Source organism: Streptomyces sp. NPDC050988 (assembly GCF_044456225.1).
Classification (GTDB): Bacteria; Actinomycetota; Actinomycetes; order Streptomycetales; family Streptomycetaceae; genus Streptomyces.
The window spans coordinates 1-14,330 of sequence record NZ_JBITFQ010000044.1 but is presented as its reverse complement, the minus strand read 5'-3'; the positions used below and the strand labels follow the sequence as shown (position 1 = coordinate 14,330).

Sequence of the window (14,330 nt, the reverse complement as noted above, 5' to 3'; positions counted from 1 at the left end):
AGCTCAAGCCCAACCCCCGCCGCCCAGAACCACCACCAGGCATCCACCCCGAGCAGCGCGAATCCGGCATCCACTCCACAAAGCCCAGGCCCAACCCCCGCCGCCCAGAACCACAACCGGGCGCCCGCCCCGAGCGGCCCCGATCCGGCACCCACTCCACGAAGCCCGGGCCCAACCCCGGCTCTCAGAATCACAGTCCGGCGACCACTTCGGAGAAGCCCCGACCAGCATCCGCTCCGGGAAATCTCGTCCGCGTGCCCTCTCGGCGACGCCCGGCCTCAGCGCCCGCTCCGGGGAGGCCCACGCCCCAACGGCCACTCCATGAAACCGCAGCTCAGCGCCCTCTCCGCAGGCCCCGGCTCAGCGCCACTCCGCGAAGCCGCAGCCTTGCGCCCTCCCCTGGAAACCCAACCCGGGCGTCCACTCCGCGGAATCACGGCCAGGCGTCCACGCCGGGAATCCGGGCCCCGTGCCACTCCGCGAAGCGACAGCTGGACACCTCCGTGAAGCCGGGCTCCGTACCACTCCGCGAAGCGACAGCTAGGCGCCTCCGCGAAGCCCGGGCTCAGCGCCGCTCCGCGGAACCACGGCCGGGCACGCTCACCAGGAAGCCAAAGGTCAGCGTCCAGCCCGCGGCATCTCAGGTGGGCGCCGTCAACGAGAGGCCCGCGTCAGCGCCACCCCACGGGGTCGCAGCCGGGCGCCGTCATCTAGAGGCCCAGGTCGGCGCCACTCCGCGGAATCTCAGCCGGGCTCCGCCACCGAGACTCCTGGGGCCGACGGCACTCCACGGGATCACGGTCGGGCCCCTCCGAGAGGCCCCGGCCAGTGCCCAGTGCGGGGAACACGGACACACATCCGTCGCGGGGAATCCACGTAGGCGTCCAGCCCGCCCCCTCCGGCCGGCCACGTACCGGAACGCCCGCGCCCGCTCCGGCCGGTCGGCCACGCACCCGGGGCGTAAGGAGCGGCCCCTCTACGTGCCGCACCCCCCCGGCCGAAACGGCGATTGGCGGCCGGGTCCACGTGCTCTGTGGACCCGGCCGCCAATCGGTACGGTGGGCGATACTGGGATCGAACCAGTGACCTCTTCGGTGTGAACGAAGCGCTCTCCCGCTGAGCTAATCGCCCGGGCGCACGGAGAAGATTACCCCATGTCAGGGGGTGCCTCCGACCGCCGTCGAAGGATGCGGAGGGCTGCTACTCCTTGATCTTCCACGGCATCTCGAAGCCGAACTTCCAGACGTAGATCCCGACCAGTACCGCGATGATCACGAGCCCGACGGACGTCAGGATGATGTTGCGGCGCCGCACCTTGGGGTCGAGCGCCTTCTGTGTCGCCTCGGTGACCTTGCGCTTCGTCCAGCGGAGCACCAGCTGGGCCCAGACGAACTCGGTCGCCCAGATCGCCATGCCGCCGAAGATCACCAGCCACCCCGGTCCGGGCAGCGGCAGCATGATCACGCCGGCCACGACGACCGCGAGACCCACGATGAACACGCCCACCTGCCAGCTCAGGTGCAGCGCCCGTCGCGCCTTGATGAATTCCGGCGCACGGGACCCTAGCGCCGGCTCGCTCTTCGTTCCTTCGGCCGCCGCGACGGCCTCCCCCGTTTCGTCACTCCCCGTATTCATACGGCCAAACCCTACCCGACGGAAACCGGTCACCGGAATGGTGGTACTCCGCGAACGGGCACTCGGCCGGATGAGGTACCTAAAGACACGCAAAACACTCAGAGGGGTTTACAACGGCACCGTAGGTGGCATGTCGATTTCGCCGACGTGCGAATCCCCGAGCGCACACTGAGCGAAAGGCCCTGGCGCTTATGAACACCACGGTCAGCTGCGAGCTGCACCTGCGCCTCGTTGTGTCGAGCGAGTCCTCACTGCCTGTTCCCGCAGGACTGCGGTATGACACGGCCGATCCCTACGCCGTGCACGCCACCTTCCACACCGGAGCCGAAGAGACCGTCGAGTGGGTGTTCGCCCGCGACCTTCTGGCCGAGGGCCTGCACCGGCCCACCGGCACCGGCGACGTCCGCGTCTGGCCGTCGCGCAGCCACGGTCAGGGCGTCGTGTGCATCGCCCTGAGCTCTCCGGAGGGAGAGGCCCTGCTCGAGGCCCCGGCGAGGGCCCTGGAGTCGTTCCTGAAGCGAACAGACGCCGCCGTGCCCCCTGGCACGGAACACCGGCACTTCGATCTCGACACGGAGCTCTCGCACATCCTGGCCGAAAGCTAGGACGGGACTCCGCACCAAGCCGCCCGGCGCCGTCCACTCGGGGAGACGGCTCGGGCTCAGACAACCGCATATGGCGCATGCACAGGCGCCGCCACCATGGATGTCCATGGTGGCGGCGCCTGTGCATGCGCCCACGGCCGTTCCGCCACGGACGCCACCGGCCCCCGGTCAAGGGCTGTCCGCCGAGACCGAGCCCGTCCCCCGCGTCCGTAAGCGGCTAACATCGGCCAGCATCGGCGGGCGGCTGCCCGACCCCAGGCCAGGGAGCGAAATGTGCTGATCACCCACGACACCCGGTGCGCCCTCGACGCCGTGGTAGATCTGGTGAACACCGCACCGGAGGACGACACGGCGGACGGGCTCGCGAACCTCCCAGCCCTGCACGATTTCGTACGAAACCACGACATCAGCGATGTCGGAACCCTGTCCGAGCTCGATCTCTCGGCGGTCCGCAAGATCCGCGCGCGTTTCGCCGGAATCTTCGCGGCCCCTGATCCCCGGGCCGCCGCCGCGCTCATCAACGAGCTGGTCGCCGCCGCGGGCACCACTCCGCGTCTCACGGATCACGACGGCTACGACTGGCACGTGCACTACTTCGCGCCGGGCGCGTCGGTCGCCGACCATCTCGCCGCCGACGGCGGAATGGCCCTGGCGTTCTTCGTGGTGGCCGGCGAACAGGAGCGGCTGCGCCGCTGCGAGGCACCGGACTGCAGGCGCGCCTTCGTCGATCTCTCCCGCAACCGCTCCCGCCGCTACTGCGACAGCCGCACCTGCGGAAACCGTCTACATGTGGCCGCCTACCGGGCGCGTCGCAAGGAGGCGGCGGGCTGACGGAGTCCTCGGCGGGTGGCGCCAGGGACTCCGCGTACGGCTCAGAGCAGCAGCAGATCGTGCAGCGAAGCCATGAGCAGCAGACAGCCGATCACCGCAAGGAAGATCATCAGCGGTGGCTGGGAAAGCGCGAAGAGACAACCCCGCGGCTCCTCGGAAGGGGCAGCGGTGTCGCTCTGTGTTGTGTCCAGCATCTCGCGGCGATGATGGCGCAGCGGACTGGCCCTACGCGATCAACACGCCCGGATTATGGGGGAGTTAGCCGAAATCCGTGACACGGCGGTCCACAATCTGGGATAGGTGCCTGTCCCACGCGGGCGCTCCGTGGCACCGCCCGCCTCACTGTGTCGTTTCAGAGCTTCATATGCCGTGCTTCTTGAGGATGGCCTCGATGTCGCTGAAGTCCTCCCCCTGCTCGGCCTTACGGGGCTTCGCGGCGGGGCGGGTCGCCTGGCGGGTGGCCGGTGCGGCGCCGAGTGAGGGTGCCGAGGCCGCGGGAGCCACCGCCTCGCGCTGCGCGGCCCGGGCGGCCTTGCGCTCCTTGCGGGTCCCGCCGGTACGCCGCTCCACCGCGCGGGAGGTCATGAAGAGCAGCCAGGCCCCGCCGAGCACTCCGAAGCCCGCCCAGGCCATCGGGCTGAAGGCGGTCTCCGCCGCCCATTCGACGGCCCCGGTCATCACCAGGCCGAGGGGGACCAGGGAGTACGCGGTGAGGCGGACCGCCATGAGGAAACGCTTGCGGTACGCGGTGACCGCGGCGATGCCCAGGCCGGCCGCGGCGACAGCGGAACAGACGGTCTCGGCAATCATCCGGTCCTCCAGACATGGCTGGGGCGAGCAGGGTCAGATTCGTCCCTTCCATCCTGCACCGCCCGCTGCCCGGTATGCCATGGTCCGGGCAGACCTCAGGGACATCTCCGGGTCGGGTCCTCCTCAGGGCCCAGTCCCCGTACGCGATCAGCAGCCGTTCGGAGTTCGATCAGGGGCGAAAGGCCCCGGTGGCGAAAGGTCCCGGTGGCGGAAGGTCCCGGTTGGGCCGCGGGAGCACCGGCTGGGAGACTGGGGCCCATGAGCGACTCCTCCCCCGCACGCCCCGCCGCCCCCGTCCTGGACGTCTGGTGCGAACTGCAGTGCCCGGACTGCCGTAGCGCCCTCGACGACCTGCGCGCGCTGCGCGCCCGCTACGGCGACCGGCTGGAGCTGCGGCTGCGGCACTTCCCGCTGGAGAAGCACAAGCACGCCTTCGCCGCCGCCCAGGCCGCCGAGGAGGCCGCGGAACAGGGGCAGGCCTGGCCGTACGTCGAGGCTGTGCTCGGGCGCGTACAGGAGCTGGACCGTAAGGGAGAACCCTTCCTGGTCGAGGTGGCCGGGGAACTCGGGCTGGACGCCGAGGAGTTCGACACCGCGCTCATCGACGGCCGGCACATCCTGATCGTCGACGCCGACCAGGCCGAGGGCAAGGCCATCGGGGTGACCGGCACGCCGACGTACGTCATCGACGGCGAGCGGCTCGACGGCGGCAAGAGCCAGGAGGGGCTGCGCGAGCGCGTCGAGGAGATCGTGGACCGGCTGCTGGCCGAGCAGAAGCAGGCCTGACTGCCGCGCCCGCGCGCCCCCCCTACAGGCCCTACAGGCACCCGTACGGCTACAGCAGGTTCTTGTAGAAGTGGTAGGTCGTCGTCTCGTAGCCGAGTGACTCGTAGAGCCGCTCGGCCGGGGCGTTCCCGTCGAAGACGTTCAGGCGGATGCCAGGGCGTCCGGCGGCGACCGTCTGCGTCTCCGCCAGGAGCATCAGCGAACGGCCGTGGCCCCGGCCGCGATGGCGCTCGTCGGACTCGACCTCGTAGACGAACGACCAGCCGTCGCGCGCGCCCAGCCACAGCACGCCGACCGGCGTCCCCTCGTGTTCCAGGATGCTGAAGTCCATGCCCGCGCTGCGGATCCCGTCCGGCAGCGAAGTGGCGTGGTCCCGCTCGGACTTGGCGCGGGCCTCGGCCTCGGGCACTCCGCGGGTGATCCAGTCCTTGACGTACTCCTCCTTCGCCCGCTCCTCCCAGGGCCCGAACTCGGCCTCCGTCATGGGGCGTCCGAGGCTGCCGGCGGGCAGTTCCGGTGGCGTGTCGCCGAGCCGCTTCTCCATGTGGCGGTTGCGCAGCACGTAACCGAGGACCGTGGTCAGCCGCAGTGCGGCCGTGGCCGTGGCGGGCACCGACGCCTCGATCCGCGTACAGCCCCAGCCGCGCGCCACCTCCTCCGCGGCGAGCGCGGCCACGGTGCCGCGGCCACGTCCGCGGTCAGGTTCGTCGATGCCGAGGTCTTGGATCCGGGCGACGGACGGCCCGGCGAGGGAGTTCGCGGCGAGGTGTATCCCGCCGACGGGGCGGCTGTTCACGCACACCGTGTAGTGCCGTGACAACGCCCCGTCGGCGTCGCGCTGAAGCGGCTCGGTCGGCCGCAGGGTCGTGGTCATCACGGGTGTTGTACCCGTCCGCGAGGCCTACGTCATCCGGTTAAGTGCGTGGGTCCTGTCAGGGATCGAGGTCGTCGCCCGCCCGCTCGTAGAAGATCCGCATCGCCTTGGCGGTCACCGGGCCCGGTGCGCCCGGCAGTTCACGGCCGTCGGCCCGGTGCACGGCCTGGACATCGCGCAGCGACGAGGTCAGGAAGATCTCGTCGGCCCGCTCCAGGACGTCCAGCGGCAGGTCGGTCTCCCTGGCGCCCGTCCACTCGACGGTGAGGGCCCGGGTGATGCCTGCCAGGCAGCCGGAGGCCACCGGCGGGGTGTGGATCTCGCCGTCGAGGACGACGAAGACGTTGGAGCCTGTGCCCTCGCAGAGCTGTCCGACCGTGTTCGCGAACAGCGCCTCGGACGCGCCCTGTTCGCGCGCGCGGGCGAGGGCGACGACGTTCTCGGCGTACGACGTCGTCTTGAGGCCCGTGAGCGTGCCGCGCTCGTTGCGGGTCCACGGCACGGTGATCACGGCGGTGGAGTCGGGACGCCGGGCGGACTCGCCGAGGGCGACGACCAGGGTCGGTCCGTGCTCCCCACGGTCGGAGCCGAGCGGCCCGTGGCCCCCGGTGTAGGTGATCCGCAGTCGGCCGAGCGGCACCGGGTTGGCCTCCAGGACGGCCGCGCAGGCCCGGCGCACCTCGTCGCGGTCGGGCTCGGGCAGCCCGAGGCCACTCGCCGAGCGCGCCAGCCGGTCGAGGTGGCGGGTGAGCGCGAACGGACGTCCGTCGACCGCCTTCACGGTCTCGAAGACGCCGTCGCCCACGGTCAGCCCGTGGTCGAAGACGGAGACACGGGCCGACTCGCTGTCCTGCAGCCCGCCGTCGAGCCAGAGCTTCACCTGTGGGTCCCTTCACTTGCGTCGTACGCCCCTGGGTACACCCCCGACGCTACAGCGAGCAGTCGCGAGGCTTTCAGTTCGGTCTCCTCCCACTCCCGGTCAGGGTCCGAACCCCAGGTGATGCCCGCACCGGATCCGAAGCGCAGCACGCCCTCCGCCCGGTCGATCCAGAAGGTGCGGATGCCGACGGCCAGCTCTCCGGTGCCGCGGTCCGCGTCGACCCAGCCGATGCCGCCGCAGTAAGGGCCCCGTGGCGCGGTCTCCAGGGCCTCGATGATCCGCAGGGCGCTGGACTTCGGCGCACCGGTCACCGAACCGGGCGGGAAGGCCGCGGCCAGCAGTTCGGGCCAGCCCACGCCCTCGCGCAGTTCGCCGCGGACGGTGGAGACGAGGTGGACGAGTCCCGGGTGCTTCTCGACGACGCACAGGTCGGGCACGGTCACGCTGCCCGTGGCGCAGACCCTGCCCAGGTCGTTGCGCACCAGGTCCACGATCATCACGTTCTCGGCGCGGTCCTTCTCCAGCAGGTCCGCCTCGGTCCGCCCGGTGCCCTTGATCGGGCCCGACTCGACCACCGCCCCGTTGACCCGGAGGAAGAGCTCGGGAGACGCAGTCGCTATCTCCACGTCGTGGCCGGGCAGGCGAATCGTTCCGGCATACGGTGCCGGGTTGCCGCGCGCCAGCAGCGCGGTCAGCGCGTCCACGTCGGCGTCGGGCGCGACGGGCGCGGACAGGACCCGGCAGAGGTTCGCCTGGTACACGTCACCGGCCGCGATGTGCTCCCGGATGCGCCGGACACCGGCCGTGTACGCGGCGCGGTCGAGCGACGACGTCCAGTCACCGACCGCCGGACCGCGCCACTCCCCCGGCACCGGCGCGGGGACCGGCTCCCGTCGTACGTCCGCGAAACGGGCACAGACCAGCCGCCCCTCGAAGTCGGCGCTGACGGCCCAGAAGCCACTGGAGTCCAGGGCGGCCGGGTCGCCGGTGACATCGAGGAGACCGGTCGCGACGATGTCGCCGAAACGGGCGAGAGCTGGGAGGTCGTGCACGGCTGTGAGTCTATGGCGGGTGACCCGCGGGCGCCCTGGCCGTGTCCTGGAGCGGGCGTAGCGCAGCACGCTGCACAAACGCGTTTTTGTGCTGGCCCCGGAATCCGCTAGAGTTCAACACGTCGCCGGGACGCGCACGCGAACCGGAAACGACAAGCGGACGTAGCTCAGTTGGTAGAGCGCAACCTTGCCAAGGTTGAGGTCGCCAGTTCGAACCTGGTCGTCCGCTCGCAGGAAGTGGGGGATCTTCCCGAACCCCCGCACTCCTGGTGGAGTGGCCGAGAGGCGAGGCAACGGCCTGCAAAGCCGTCTACACGGGTTCAAATCCCGTCTCCACCTCCAAGGACGATTAGCTCAGCGGGAGAGCGCTTCCCTGACACGGAAGAGGTCACTGGTTCAATCCCAGTATCGTCCACTGGATCTTCCGGTACGTTCGGCGAGATCCGATCCCGCGCGATTAGCTCAGCGGGAGAGCGCTTCCCTGACACGGAAGAGGTCACTGGTTCAATCCCAGTATCGCGCACGCCCTACGCACCATCAGCAGGACCCACGCAGTGCAAGCAGGTCCCACCTGCGCGATTAGCTCAGCGGGAGAGCGCTTCCCTGACACGGAAGAGGTCACTGGTTCAATCCCAGTATCGCGCACCAGCCGAAGCCCCCGGCCGTCTCGTACGGTCGGGGGCTTCGTCGTTCCTCCAGGTCGCCCCCACGGTCGGAAGCGGTCCGGTCAGGAGGAGAAGAGCATGTGGCCGAAGCTCTTGTGACGCTTGTTGTGGCCGTAGTGACCGCCGTGGCCACCGTGACCGCCGTGCGGGGCGCCCCAGGCGGGTGCGGGGGCGGACGGGTACGCCTGCGGGACACCGGGGGGCGGCGGCGCGGGCTGCGAGTACTGGCCCTCCAGGCGGGCCAGCGACTCCAGCTCGCCGTAGTCGAGAAATATCCCGCGGCAGCCGCTGCACTGCTCGATCTGGACGCCATTGCGGTTGTACGTGTGCATCGGCGCGTGACACTTCGGACACTGCATGCTCGGCTCAACTCCTCGCCGGTCGGTACTGCTTCCGCCAGGACAGACTCCGCCCGGCTTCGGTCGGTTGCACCCTACGTCGCGTATTCTCCCGCCAACTCCGGCGGGTGTGTGGCCATTCGGTCACAAGCGTCGATGACGGACGTTTCCACCTCGTCCAACGGGCGCTCCGCCGCGACCGACTTGGCGATCGCCAGGGCCGCGGTCTGCACGGTCAGGGCGCGGGCCGGGACGTCGAGGGCCGGCCAGGGGTCGCTGTCCGCGGGGACGGCCGGACCTCCGGCCTTCTGGTACGCGGTGAGGAAGCGGGCCCACTCGTCGGGCGGCAGGAGTCCGCAGGCGAACCAGGCCGCGGGGCGGGCCAGGTCCCAGGCGGGCTCGCCCAGGCCCAGGTCGTCGATGTCGATGAGCAGCCAGTCGCCGTCCCGGCCCTCGGCGGGTGTCCGCACCAGCTGGCCCAGGTGGAGGTCACCGTGGCACAGCGTCTGCGCGTACGGCATCGGGGCCTCGTCCCTCGCCCAGGCGGGCAGGACGGCCCAGGCACGCAGGACCGGGGCTGCCGCCGGGTGCGGGCCTGCCGCGAGGAGACGGGCGACGGCGCGGGCCGCCTTGGCCGGGCCTCGCATGGGCGGGATGCCGGGCGGGAGCACGGCCGGCTGCGTCCGGTGGAGCCGCGCGAGGAGAGTGGCGGCCGCCTCCCAGGGGGCGGCGTCGGGGTCGTCCCGGTCCACGGGACTGCCGTACGGCCAGAAGGTCACCGGCCGTCCCCGCGACTCGACCGCGCTCGGCCTCAGCGGGGGCAGGAGGATGCCGTCGAGCCGGGGATGCGCCGCGACCGCCATCCGTGCCGCGAGGTCACCGGGGTCCGTGTCGGCGGCGTGCGCCTTCGCCACGGTGCCTGCGTGCCGGACGACGGTCCCGTCGGGCCGGTCGGCCAGTACGGAGGTCTCCGTACCGCAGACACAGGCCTCCGCCGCCGGATGGGCGACGGCCCGCACCTTCGCCCTGAGCGCGGACAGCAGGTCTGCGGTCACTCGGTCCCCCTCAGGTCGTACGGCGTCGGCTCCCCGTGAGCGTACGCAGGCAAAGCAATGCGGGCGCAGCTCCCCAGCTGCGCCCGCATTTTTGCCGTCCGCCGCACCCCCGTCCCCACGGGGTTTCATGGCCGGATGTCCCCGCCCGGACCGCTCTTCCGGGCCTGGGGCGCCGCTCAGCGCCCCAGCATCACGCCCACGGACGACGCCTGTGTGACCACTGCTTCCCAGCCGCCGAAGACGACTACGAGCAGGGTGGCCAGAGGGAGGACCATGGCCGTCGCCACCAGGGGGTGGCGTCGGCCGGACCGGCTGGAACCGAACGCGGCGCTGTACGCCTTGCGTCCCTGCGTGCGGATCATGGTCCGCGATGCTGTGTCCGCCATGGTCCCTCTCCTGACCGTTCTGTTGAGATCCCTTGGACGAGATCTGTTGAAAAGCTTCTGTTGTCTGGCAGCGGCGGGTGTCTGACCTCGGGGGACGAGTGCTGCACCCGCCGCTTGACAACAAATCTAGGCGTGGGAGGCGTGCGGGTCGTCATGCCCTCGTACCTATTGCCGGGCCTCCCCGAGGATGACCGGTGACCTGCGGACTACTCCCCTGGGTGGAGAAGCGGTCCTAGGTCTCAGGGGTTTCCCGGAGGGGACGTCCGGTCTGTTCCGAGCTGTCCTCCCTCGGGACCGGCTGCTCGACGAGGGCGAGCACCCTGGTGGCCATGAAGCGGGCCGTACGGACGACCGACCCGCTGCGGGTGACTTCGCTCACTTCGACCACCCCCCTGCGGACCGCTGTCTCCACCCGGCGGCCCGCCCGGCTTGCCACCACCTCGTACGTACGCGTCGTGTCCCCGGCGTCGACCACTATCTCCACGCGATCACCCTTCACGGGTCCAATCCCCCTTCTGCGACGGTTGGTTGGGGATTCGCGCAGCTCAACGCCGCCCGGCTCCCCCGTCCCCTGACCACCTTTCAAGTTTCCCACCCGGCACTGACAATCGATCGGGCCGTGAGGGCGCGGCCTCTGCGCGCACCCGGCCGCGGAAACGTAAGCTGTGGCTCGTCAAACGGACCGGGCAGCGGGGATGGACATGGCGATGATGCGCCTGAGGCGCGAGGACCCGCGTGTCGTCGGCTCGTTCAGGCTTCACCGACGGCTCGGCGCGGGCGGGATGGGCGTTGTCTATCTGGGCTCCGACCGGCGTGGCCAGCGGGTCGCGCTGAAGGTGATCCGGCCGGACCTGGCGGAGGATCAGGAGTTCCGGTCGCGGTTCGCCCGCGAGGTGTCGGCGGCGCGGCGGATCCGGGGCGGTTGCACCGCGCGGTTGGTCGCCGCGGATCTGGAAGCGGACCGGCCCTGGTTCGCGACGCAGTACGTGCCGGGGCCCTCGCTGCACGACAAGGTCAACGACGAGGGCCCGCTCCGCGCGGCCGAGGTCGCGGCCGTCGGCGCCGCCCTCTCCGAGGGGCTCGTCGCCGTGCACGAGGCCGGTGTCGTCCACCGTGACCTGAAGCCGTCGAACATCCTGCTGTCCCCGAAGGGGCCACGCATCATCGACTTCGGCATCGCCTGGGCGACCGGCGCGAGCACGCTGACGCATGTCGGTACGGCGGTGGGGTCGCCCGGGTTCCTGGCGCCCGAGCAGGTGCGGGGCGCGGCGGTCACGCCGGCCACGGACGTGTTCGCCCTCGGGGCCACGCTGGCCTACGCGGCGACCCAGGACTCGCCCTTCGGGCACGGCAGTTCCGAAGTGATGCTCTACAGAGTCGTGCACGAGGAGGCGCAGCTGCACGGGGTGCCGGACGCGCTGGCTCCTCTCGTACGGGCCTGTCTGGCGAAGGACCCCGAGGAGCGGCCCAGCACGCTCCAGTTGTCGCTGCGGCTGAAGGAGATCGCGGCCCGGGAGGCGCAGGGGATGGGCGACGCCCGGCCGCCCGCGCCCCGCACCGCCGAGGCCGACCGGCCTACCGGGCGGCTCACCGAGAGCTATCCGGAGCAGCGCACCCAGCGGCGTACGCAGGGCACGTCCTCGCCTCGCGGGAACGGCAGCGGCGGTGCGTCGCGGTCGGGGGCTCGTCCGGCGCCCTCGCGGGCCGGTACGGGGAGTCGGCCCGGCTCGTCCCGCAGTGGGGCGGGGCGGTCAGGGCCGCGGACCACCGGGACCGGGCGGCGGCCCGCCAATCCGCGGTTGTTGCGGCAGCGGTTGTTCGTGTTTGTGGTGGTGACGTTGCTTGTGGCCCTTGGGATCGCGGCGGCGCAGGGGTGCCAAGGGCCCGCCCGGGGGCTTGATCATGGGGGCCCGGGCGGGGATGTGCGGCAGGAGCAGTCGTACGACCGGAGCGGGGTTCGTTCGGGCGGGTGAGCGTTGATTGCCGACTGCGGGTGCGTCGTGGCTGGTCGCGCAGTTCCCCGCGCCCCTGAAGGGGCGCGCCGCCCCTCTCTAGCTCTGTGGTCTGCCCGTCGCCACCGCGTAGAACGCGACCGCTGCCGCCGCTCCCACGTTCAGGGAGTCGACGCCGTGGGCCATCGGGATGCGGACCCATTCGTCGGCCGCCACCAGGGCCTGGGTGGACAGGCCGTCGCCCTCCGCGCCCAGCATCAGGGCCACGCGGTCCATCTTGTGCGGGGCAGCCTCGTCCAGGGACTTGGCCTTCTCGTCCGGGGTGAGGGCGAGGAGGGTGAAGCCCGCCTCGCGGACCGTTTCCAGGCCCTTGGGCCAGGTGTCCAGACGGGCGTAGGGGACGGAGAAGACCGCGCCCATGGAGACCTTCACCGAGCGGCGGTAGAGCGGGTCCGCGCAGTCCGGGGAGAGCAAGACCGCGTCCATACCTAGGGCGGCGGCGCTGCGGAAGATCGCGCCGATGTTGGTGTGGTCGTTGACCGACTCCATGACGACGACCCGACGGGCCGTCTGGAGCAGGTCGTCCGGGGTCGGCAACGGCTTGCGCTGCATGGAGGCGAGGGCGCCTCGGTGCACGTGGTAGCCGGTGACCTGTTCGGCGAGGTCCGGGCTGACCGCGTACACCGGGGCCGGGAGTTCGTCGATGACGTCGCGCATGACGTCGACCCACTTGGCGGAGAGCAGCATCGAGCGCATCTCGTAACCGGCGTCCTTGGCCCGTCTGATGACCTTCTCGCCCTCGGCGATGAACAGGCCCTCGGCGGGTTCTCGCTTGCGGCGCAGCTCCACGTCGGTCAGGCCCGTGTAGTCGCGCAGACGGGGGTCGGCTGGGTCCTCAACGGTGATGAGATCGGCCACAGGGTGATACTGCCTTGTCCTGGGTGTGGTGCCAACGGCTTGGAACGGGTTGTGTTACCCGGGGTTACTCGGACGCCCGCGGCGCGCTGTCCGGGCGCACGGTCACGACCTCGCCGATGACGATGACGGCCGGGGGCTTCACGTTCTCGGCGAGTACGGTCTCGGCGACCGTGGCGAGCGTCGCGTCGACCCTGCGCTGCGCGGCCGTCGTGCCCTCCTGGACGACGGCCACCGGGGTGTCCGCCGACTTGCCGTTGTCCGTCAGCGTACGGGCGATGGCGCCGATCTTGTCCACGCCCATCAGGATGACCAGGGTGCCGCGGAGCTTGGCGAGGGCCGCCCAGTCGACCAGGGAGCGTTCGTCGTCGGGGGCGATGTGGCCGCTGACGACCGTGAAGTCGTGGGCGACCCCCCGGTGGGTGACCGGGATGCCCGCCGCGCCCGGCACCGAGATCGAGCTGGAGATGCCGGGCACGACCGTGCAGGCGATGCCCGCCTCGGCCAGCGCCTGGACCTCCTCCATGCCACGGCCGTAGACGTAGGGGTCGCCGCCCTTCAGCCGGACGACCGCCTTGCCCTGCCTGGCGTGCTCGATCAGGGCGTTGTTGATGGCCTCCTGAGCCATGAAACGGCCGTACGGGATCTTCGCCGCGTCGATCACCTCGACGTGCGGCGGGAGTTCGGCGAGGAGGTCGCGGGGGCCGAGGCGGTCGGCGATGACGACGTCCGCCTCCGCGAGGAGGCGGCGGCCGCGGACCGTGATCAGGTCCGGGTCGCCGGGGCCGCCGCCGACCAGGGCGACGCCGGGGGTGCGGGTGCGGTGGTGGGGCGCGACGAGGGTGCCGTCGCGCAGGCCCTCCACGACCGCGTCCCGGATGGCCGCCGTGTGGCGGGGGTCGCGGCCCTTCGCGTTTGTGGTCAGGACGGCCACCGTGACGCCCTCGCTGTGGCCCGTCGCCGGGGTCCAGGCCGTGGCCGCGTCCGCGTCGTCCGAGCGGACGCACCACACACGGTGTGCCTCCGCCTCGGCGGAGGCGGCGGCGTTCGCCTCGGGGTCGCTGGTGGCGATCAGGGCGTACCAGGCCTCCGCCAGGTCGCCGGGCTCGTACGGGCGCCGTGTCCAGGTCAGCTCGCCCGCGTCCGCCATCGCCTCGACGGAGGGGGTGGCGGCCGGGGACACGAGGTGGATGTCCGCGCCCGCCGCGATGAGGGCCGGGAGGCGGCGTTGGGCCACCTGGCCTGCGCCGAGGACTACTACGCGGCGACCGGTGAGGCGGAGACCTACGGGGTAGGCGGGGTTTTCGGCCATGGAGGTGCGGCTCCTCATGCGGGTGGTGCGGGTGGGCGCGCTGCAGCCTTGGAGCGGGCCTGACGTGCGGATTTTATGGTGCGGGGTGGTGGGTGGCCGGGGTGGGTGGGGGTTCTTTCCCCAGGCCCGCCCCTTCCCGAAACCGGGGGGGGGGGGGCCCCCCCCCCCCCCCCCCCCCGGGGGGGGGGGGGGGGGGGGGGCCCCCGCGCCCCCCCCCCCCCCGCCCGCCCGCCC

General features: G+C 71.4%; 16 protein-coding genes and 6 tRNA genes. 9 read left to right on the top strand and 13 right to left on the bottom strand.

From position 1 onward, the window contains the following. Positions 1-1,059: 1,059 nt before the first annotated feature. Both ACIBEI_RS46105 and ACIBEI_RS46100 read right to left on the bottom strand, forming a co-directional pair. Positions 1,060-1,131 (bottom strand) — tRNA-Val (locus ACIBEI_RS46105). A gap of 69 nt (positions 1,132-1,200) precedes the next feature. Continuing rightward, on the bottom strand, positions 1,201-1,635 hold the full coding sequence (locus tag ACIBEI_RS46100; RefSeq protein WP_055618066.1) for a TIGR02611 family protein: 435 nt from the start codon (positions 1,633-1,635) through the stop codon (positions 1,201-1,203). A 191-nt stretch (positions 1,636-1,826) separates the two neighbouring features. On the opposite strand from ACIBEI_RS46100, the gene ACIBEI_RS46095 reads away from it, so the two are divergent. Continuing rightward, a complete protein-coding gene (locus tag ACIBEI_RS46095; protein WP_003959770.1) occupies positions 1,827-2,240 on the top strand; it encodes an SsgA family sporulation/cell division regulator in 414 nt (137 codons plus the stop codon). Between the two features lie 273 nt (positions 2,241-2,513). Further along, positions 2,514-3,071 carry a CGNR zinc finger domain-containing protein gene (locus ACIBEI_RS46090; RefSeq protein ID WP_398897180.1) on the top strand — a complete coding sequence of 186 codons (558 nt, stop codon included), beginning with the start codon at positions 2,514-2,516 and terminating at the stop codon, positions 3,069-3,071. A gap of 41 nt (positions 3,072-3,112) precedes the next feature. Here ACIBEI_RS46090 and ACIBEI_RS46085 read toward each other — a convergent pair whose 3' ends face one another. Both ACIBEI_RS46085 and ACIBEI_RS46080 read right to left on the bottom strand, forming a co-directional pair. Further along, positions 3,113-3,265: a hypothetical protein gene (locus tag ACIBEI_RS46085; RefSeq protein ID WP_169802000.1), complete on the bottom strand. Its 153-nt coding sequence runs from the start codon at positions 3,263-3,265 to the stop codon at positions 3,113-3,115. Between the two features lie 166 nt (positions 3,266-3,431). Beyond that, positions 3,432-3,881, bottom strand: coding sequence for a hypothetical protein (locus ACIBEI_RS46080; RefSeq protein ID WP_055618068.1), 450 nt, complete (start codon positions 3,879-3,881; stop codon positions 3,432-3,434). A gap of 258 nt (positions 3,882-4,139) precedes the next feature. Here ACIBEI_RS46080 and ACIBEI_RS46075 point away from each other — a divergent pair, with 258 nt between their 5' ends. Beyond that, a complete protein-coding gene (locus tag ACIBEI_RS46075) occupies positions 4,140-4,667 on the top strand; it encodes a DsbA family protein (protein WP_398897178.1) in 528 nt (175 codons plus the stop codon). Positions 4,668-4,716: 49 nt separating this feature from the next. On the opposite strand, the gene ACIBEI_RS46070 is transcribed toward ACIBEI_RS46075, so the two are convergent. From ACIBEI_RS46070 to ACIBEI_RS46060, 3 genes are read right to left on the bottom strand one after another with little or no spacing between them, the layout of a single operon-like run. Further along, positions 4,717-5,541: a GNAT family N-acetyltransferase gene (locus tag ACIBEI_RS46070; protein ID WP_398897176.1), complete on the bottom strand. Its 825-nt coding sequence runs from the start codon at positions 5,539-5,541 to the stop codon at positions 4,717-4,719. A gap of 58 nt (positions 5,542-5,599) precedes the next feature. Continuing rightward, positions 5,600-6,421: an aminotransferase class IV gene (locus ACIBEI_RS46065; protein WP_398897175.1), complete on the bottom strand. Its 822-nt coding sequence runs from the start codon at positions 6,419-6,421 to the stop codon at positions 5,600-5,602. Then, the gene (locus ACIBEI_RS46060; protein ID WP_398897173.1) at positions 6,418-7,473 is read right to left on the bottom strand and encodes a chorismate-binding protein; all 1,056 of its coding nucleotides are present in this window, start codon (positions 7,471-7,473) and stop codon (positions 6,418-6,420) included. Before ACIBEI_RS46060 ends, ACIBEI_RS46065 begins: the two co-directional genes overlap by 4 nt. Before the next feature lie 156 nt (positions 7,474-7,629). Here ACIBEI_RS46060 and ACIBEI_RS46055 point away from each other — a divergent pair. The 5 genes from ACIBEI_RS46055 to ACIBEI_RS46035 all read left to right on the top strand — a co-directional run bounded on the left by ACIBEI_RS46055 (position 7,630) and on the right by ACIBEI_RS46035 (position 8,121). After that, positions 7,630-7,702, top strand: a tRNA-Gly gene (locus ACIBEI_RS46055). A 39-nt stretch (positions 7,703-7,741) separates the two neighbouring features. Then, positions 7,742-7,815: transfer RNA gene (locus ACIBEI_RS46050), tRNA-Cys, on the top strand. Position 7,816: 1 nt separating this feature from the next. After that, a tRNA-Val gene (locus tag ACIBEI_RS46045) sits at positions 7,817-7,888 on the top strand. A gap of 36 nt (positions 7,889-7,924) precedes the next feature. Beyond that, positions 7,925-7,996 (top strand) — tRNA-Val (locus tag ACIBEI_RS46040). A gap of 50 nt (positions 7,997-8,046) precedes the next feature. Beyond that, positions 8,047-8,121 (top strand) — tRNA-Val (locus tag ACIBEI_RS46035). A 79-nt stretch (positions 8,122-8,200) separates the two neighbouring features. Here the strand turns inward: ACIBEI_RS46035 and ACIBEI_RS46030 are convergent. The 4 genes from ACIBEI_RS46030 to ACIBEI_RS46015 all read right to left on the bottom strand — a co-directional run bounded on the left by ACIBEI_RS46030 (position 8,201) and on the right by ACIBEI_RS46015 (position 10,416). Continuing rightward, positions 8,201-8,497, bottom strand: a complete 297-nt coding sequence (locus ACIBEI_RS46030; protein ID WP_398897171.1) for a zf-TFIIB domain-containing protein — start codon at positions 8,495-8,497, stop codon at positions 8,201-8,203. A 74-nt stretch (positions 8,498-8,571) separates the two neighbouring features. Continuing rightward, positions 8,572-9,531 (bottom strand): aminoglycoside phosphotransferase family protein, encoded by a 960-nt coding sequence (locus ACIBEI_RS46025; RefSeq protein WP_398897170.1) that lies wholly within the window; start codon positions 9,529-9,531, stop codon positions 8,572-8,574. A gap of 176 nt (positions 9,532-9,707) precedes the next feature. Next, positions 9,708-9,917 (bottom strand): hypothetical protein, encoded by a 210-nt coding sequence (locus tag ACIBEI_RS46020; RefSeq protein WP_055618075.1) that lies wholly within the window; start codon positions 9,915-9,917, stop codon positions 9,708-9,710. Positions 9,918-10,149: 232 nt separating this feature from the next. Continuing rightward, positions 10,150-10,416: a hypothetical protein gene (locus ACIBEI_RS46015; protein ID WP_055511046.1), complete on the bottom strand. Its 267-nt coding sequence runs from the start codon at positions 10,414-10,416 to the stop codon at positions 10,150-10,152. A 196-nt stretch (positions 10,417-10,612) separates the two neighbouring features. Here ACIBEI_RS46015 and ACIBEI_RS46010 point away from each other — a divergent pair, with 196 nt between their 5' ends. Beyond that, positions 10,613-11,890, top strand: a complete 1,278-nt coding sequence (locus tag ACIBEI_RS46010) for a serine/threonine-protein kinase (RefSeq protein ID WP_398897167.1) — start codon at positions 10,613-10,615, stop codon at positions 11,888-11,890. A gap of 78 nt (positions 11,891-11,968) precedes the next feature. Here the strand turns inward: ACIBEI_RS46010 and ACIBEI_RS46005 are convergent, their stop codons facing one another. After that, positions 11,969-12,787: an RNA methyltransferase gene (locus ACIBEI_RS46005; RefSeq protein WP_143635483.1), complete on the bottom strand. Its 819-nt coding sequence runs from the start codon at positions 12,785-12,787 to the stop codon at positions 11,969-11,971. Positions 12,788-12,851: 64 nt separating this feature from the next. Further along, positions 12,852-14,096 carry a uroporphyrinogen-III C-methyltransferase gene (cobA, locus tag ACIBEI_RS46000; protein ID WP_398897165.1) on the bottom strand — a complete coding sequence of 415 codons (1,245 nt, stop codon included), beginning with the start codon at positions 14,094-14,096 and terminating at the stop codon, positions 12,852-12,854. Positions 14,097-14,330: the final 234 nt, after the last annotated feature.

Bases quoted from the DNA above. Each gene is read 5' to 3' on its own strand.
- ACIBEI_RS46080 (WP_055618068.1), bottom strand. From the start codon at position 3,881: ATGATTGCCGAGACCGTCTGTTCCGCTGTCGCCGCGGCCGGCCTGGGC.
- cobA (WP_398897165.1), bottom strand. From the start codon at position 14,096: ATGGCCGAAAACCCCGCCTACCCCGTAGGTCTCCGCCTCACCGGTCGC.
- ACIBEI_RS46085 (WP_169802000.1), bottom strand. From the start codon at position 3,265: ATGCTGGACACAACACAGAGCGACACCGCTGCCCCTTCCGAGGAGCCG.
- ACIBEI_RS46095 (WP_003959770.1), top strand. From the start codon at position 1,827: ATGAACACCACGGTCAGCTGCGAGCTGCACCTGCGCCTCGTTGTGTCG.
- ACIBEI_RS46030 (WP_398897171.1), bottom strand. From the start codon at position 8,497: ATGCAGTGTCCGAAGTGTCACGCGCCGATGCACACGTACAACCGCAAT.
- ACIBEI_RS46070 (WP_398897176.1), bottom strand. From the start codon at position 5,541: ATGACCACGACCCTGCGGCCGACCGAGCCGCTTCAGCGCGACGCCGAC.
- ACIBEI_RS46010 (WP_398897167.1), top strand. From the start codon at position 10,613: ATGGACATGGCGATGATGCGCCTGAGGCGCGAGGACCCGCGTGTCGTC.
- ACIBEI_RS46020 (WP_055618075.1), bottom strand. From the start codon at position 9,917: ATGGCGGACACAGCATCGCGGACCATGATCCGCACGCAGGGACGCAAG.
- ACIBEI_RS46075 (WP_398897178.1), top strand. From the start codon at position 4,140: ATGAGCGACTCCTCCCCCGCACGCCCCGCCGCCCCCGTCCTGGACGTC.
- ACIBEI_RS46100 (WP_055618066.1), bottom strand. From the start codon at position 1,635: ATGAATACGGGGAGTGACGAAACGGGGGAGGCCGTCGCGGCGGCCGAA.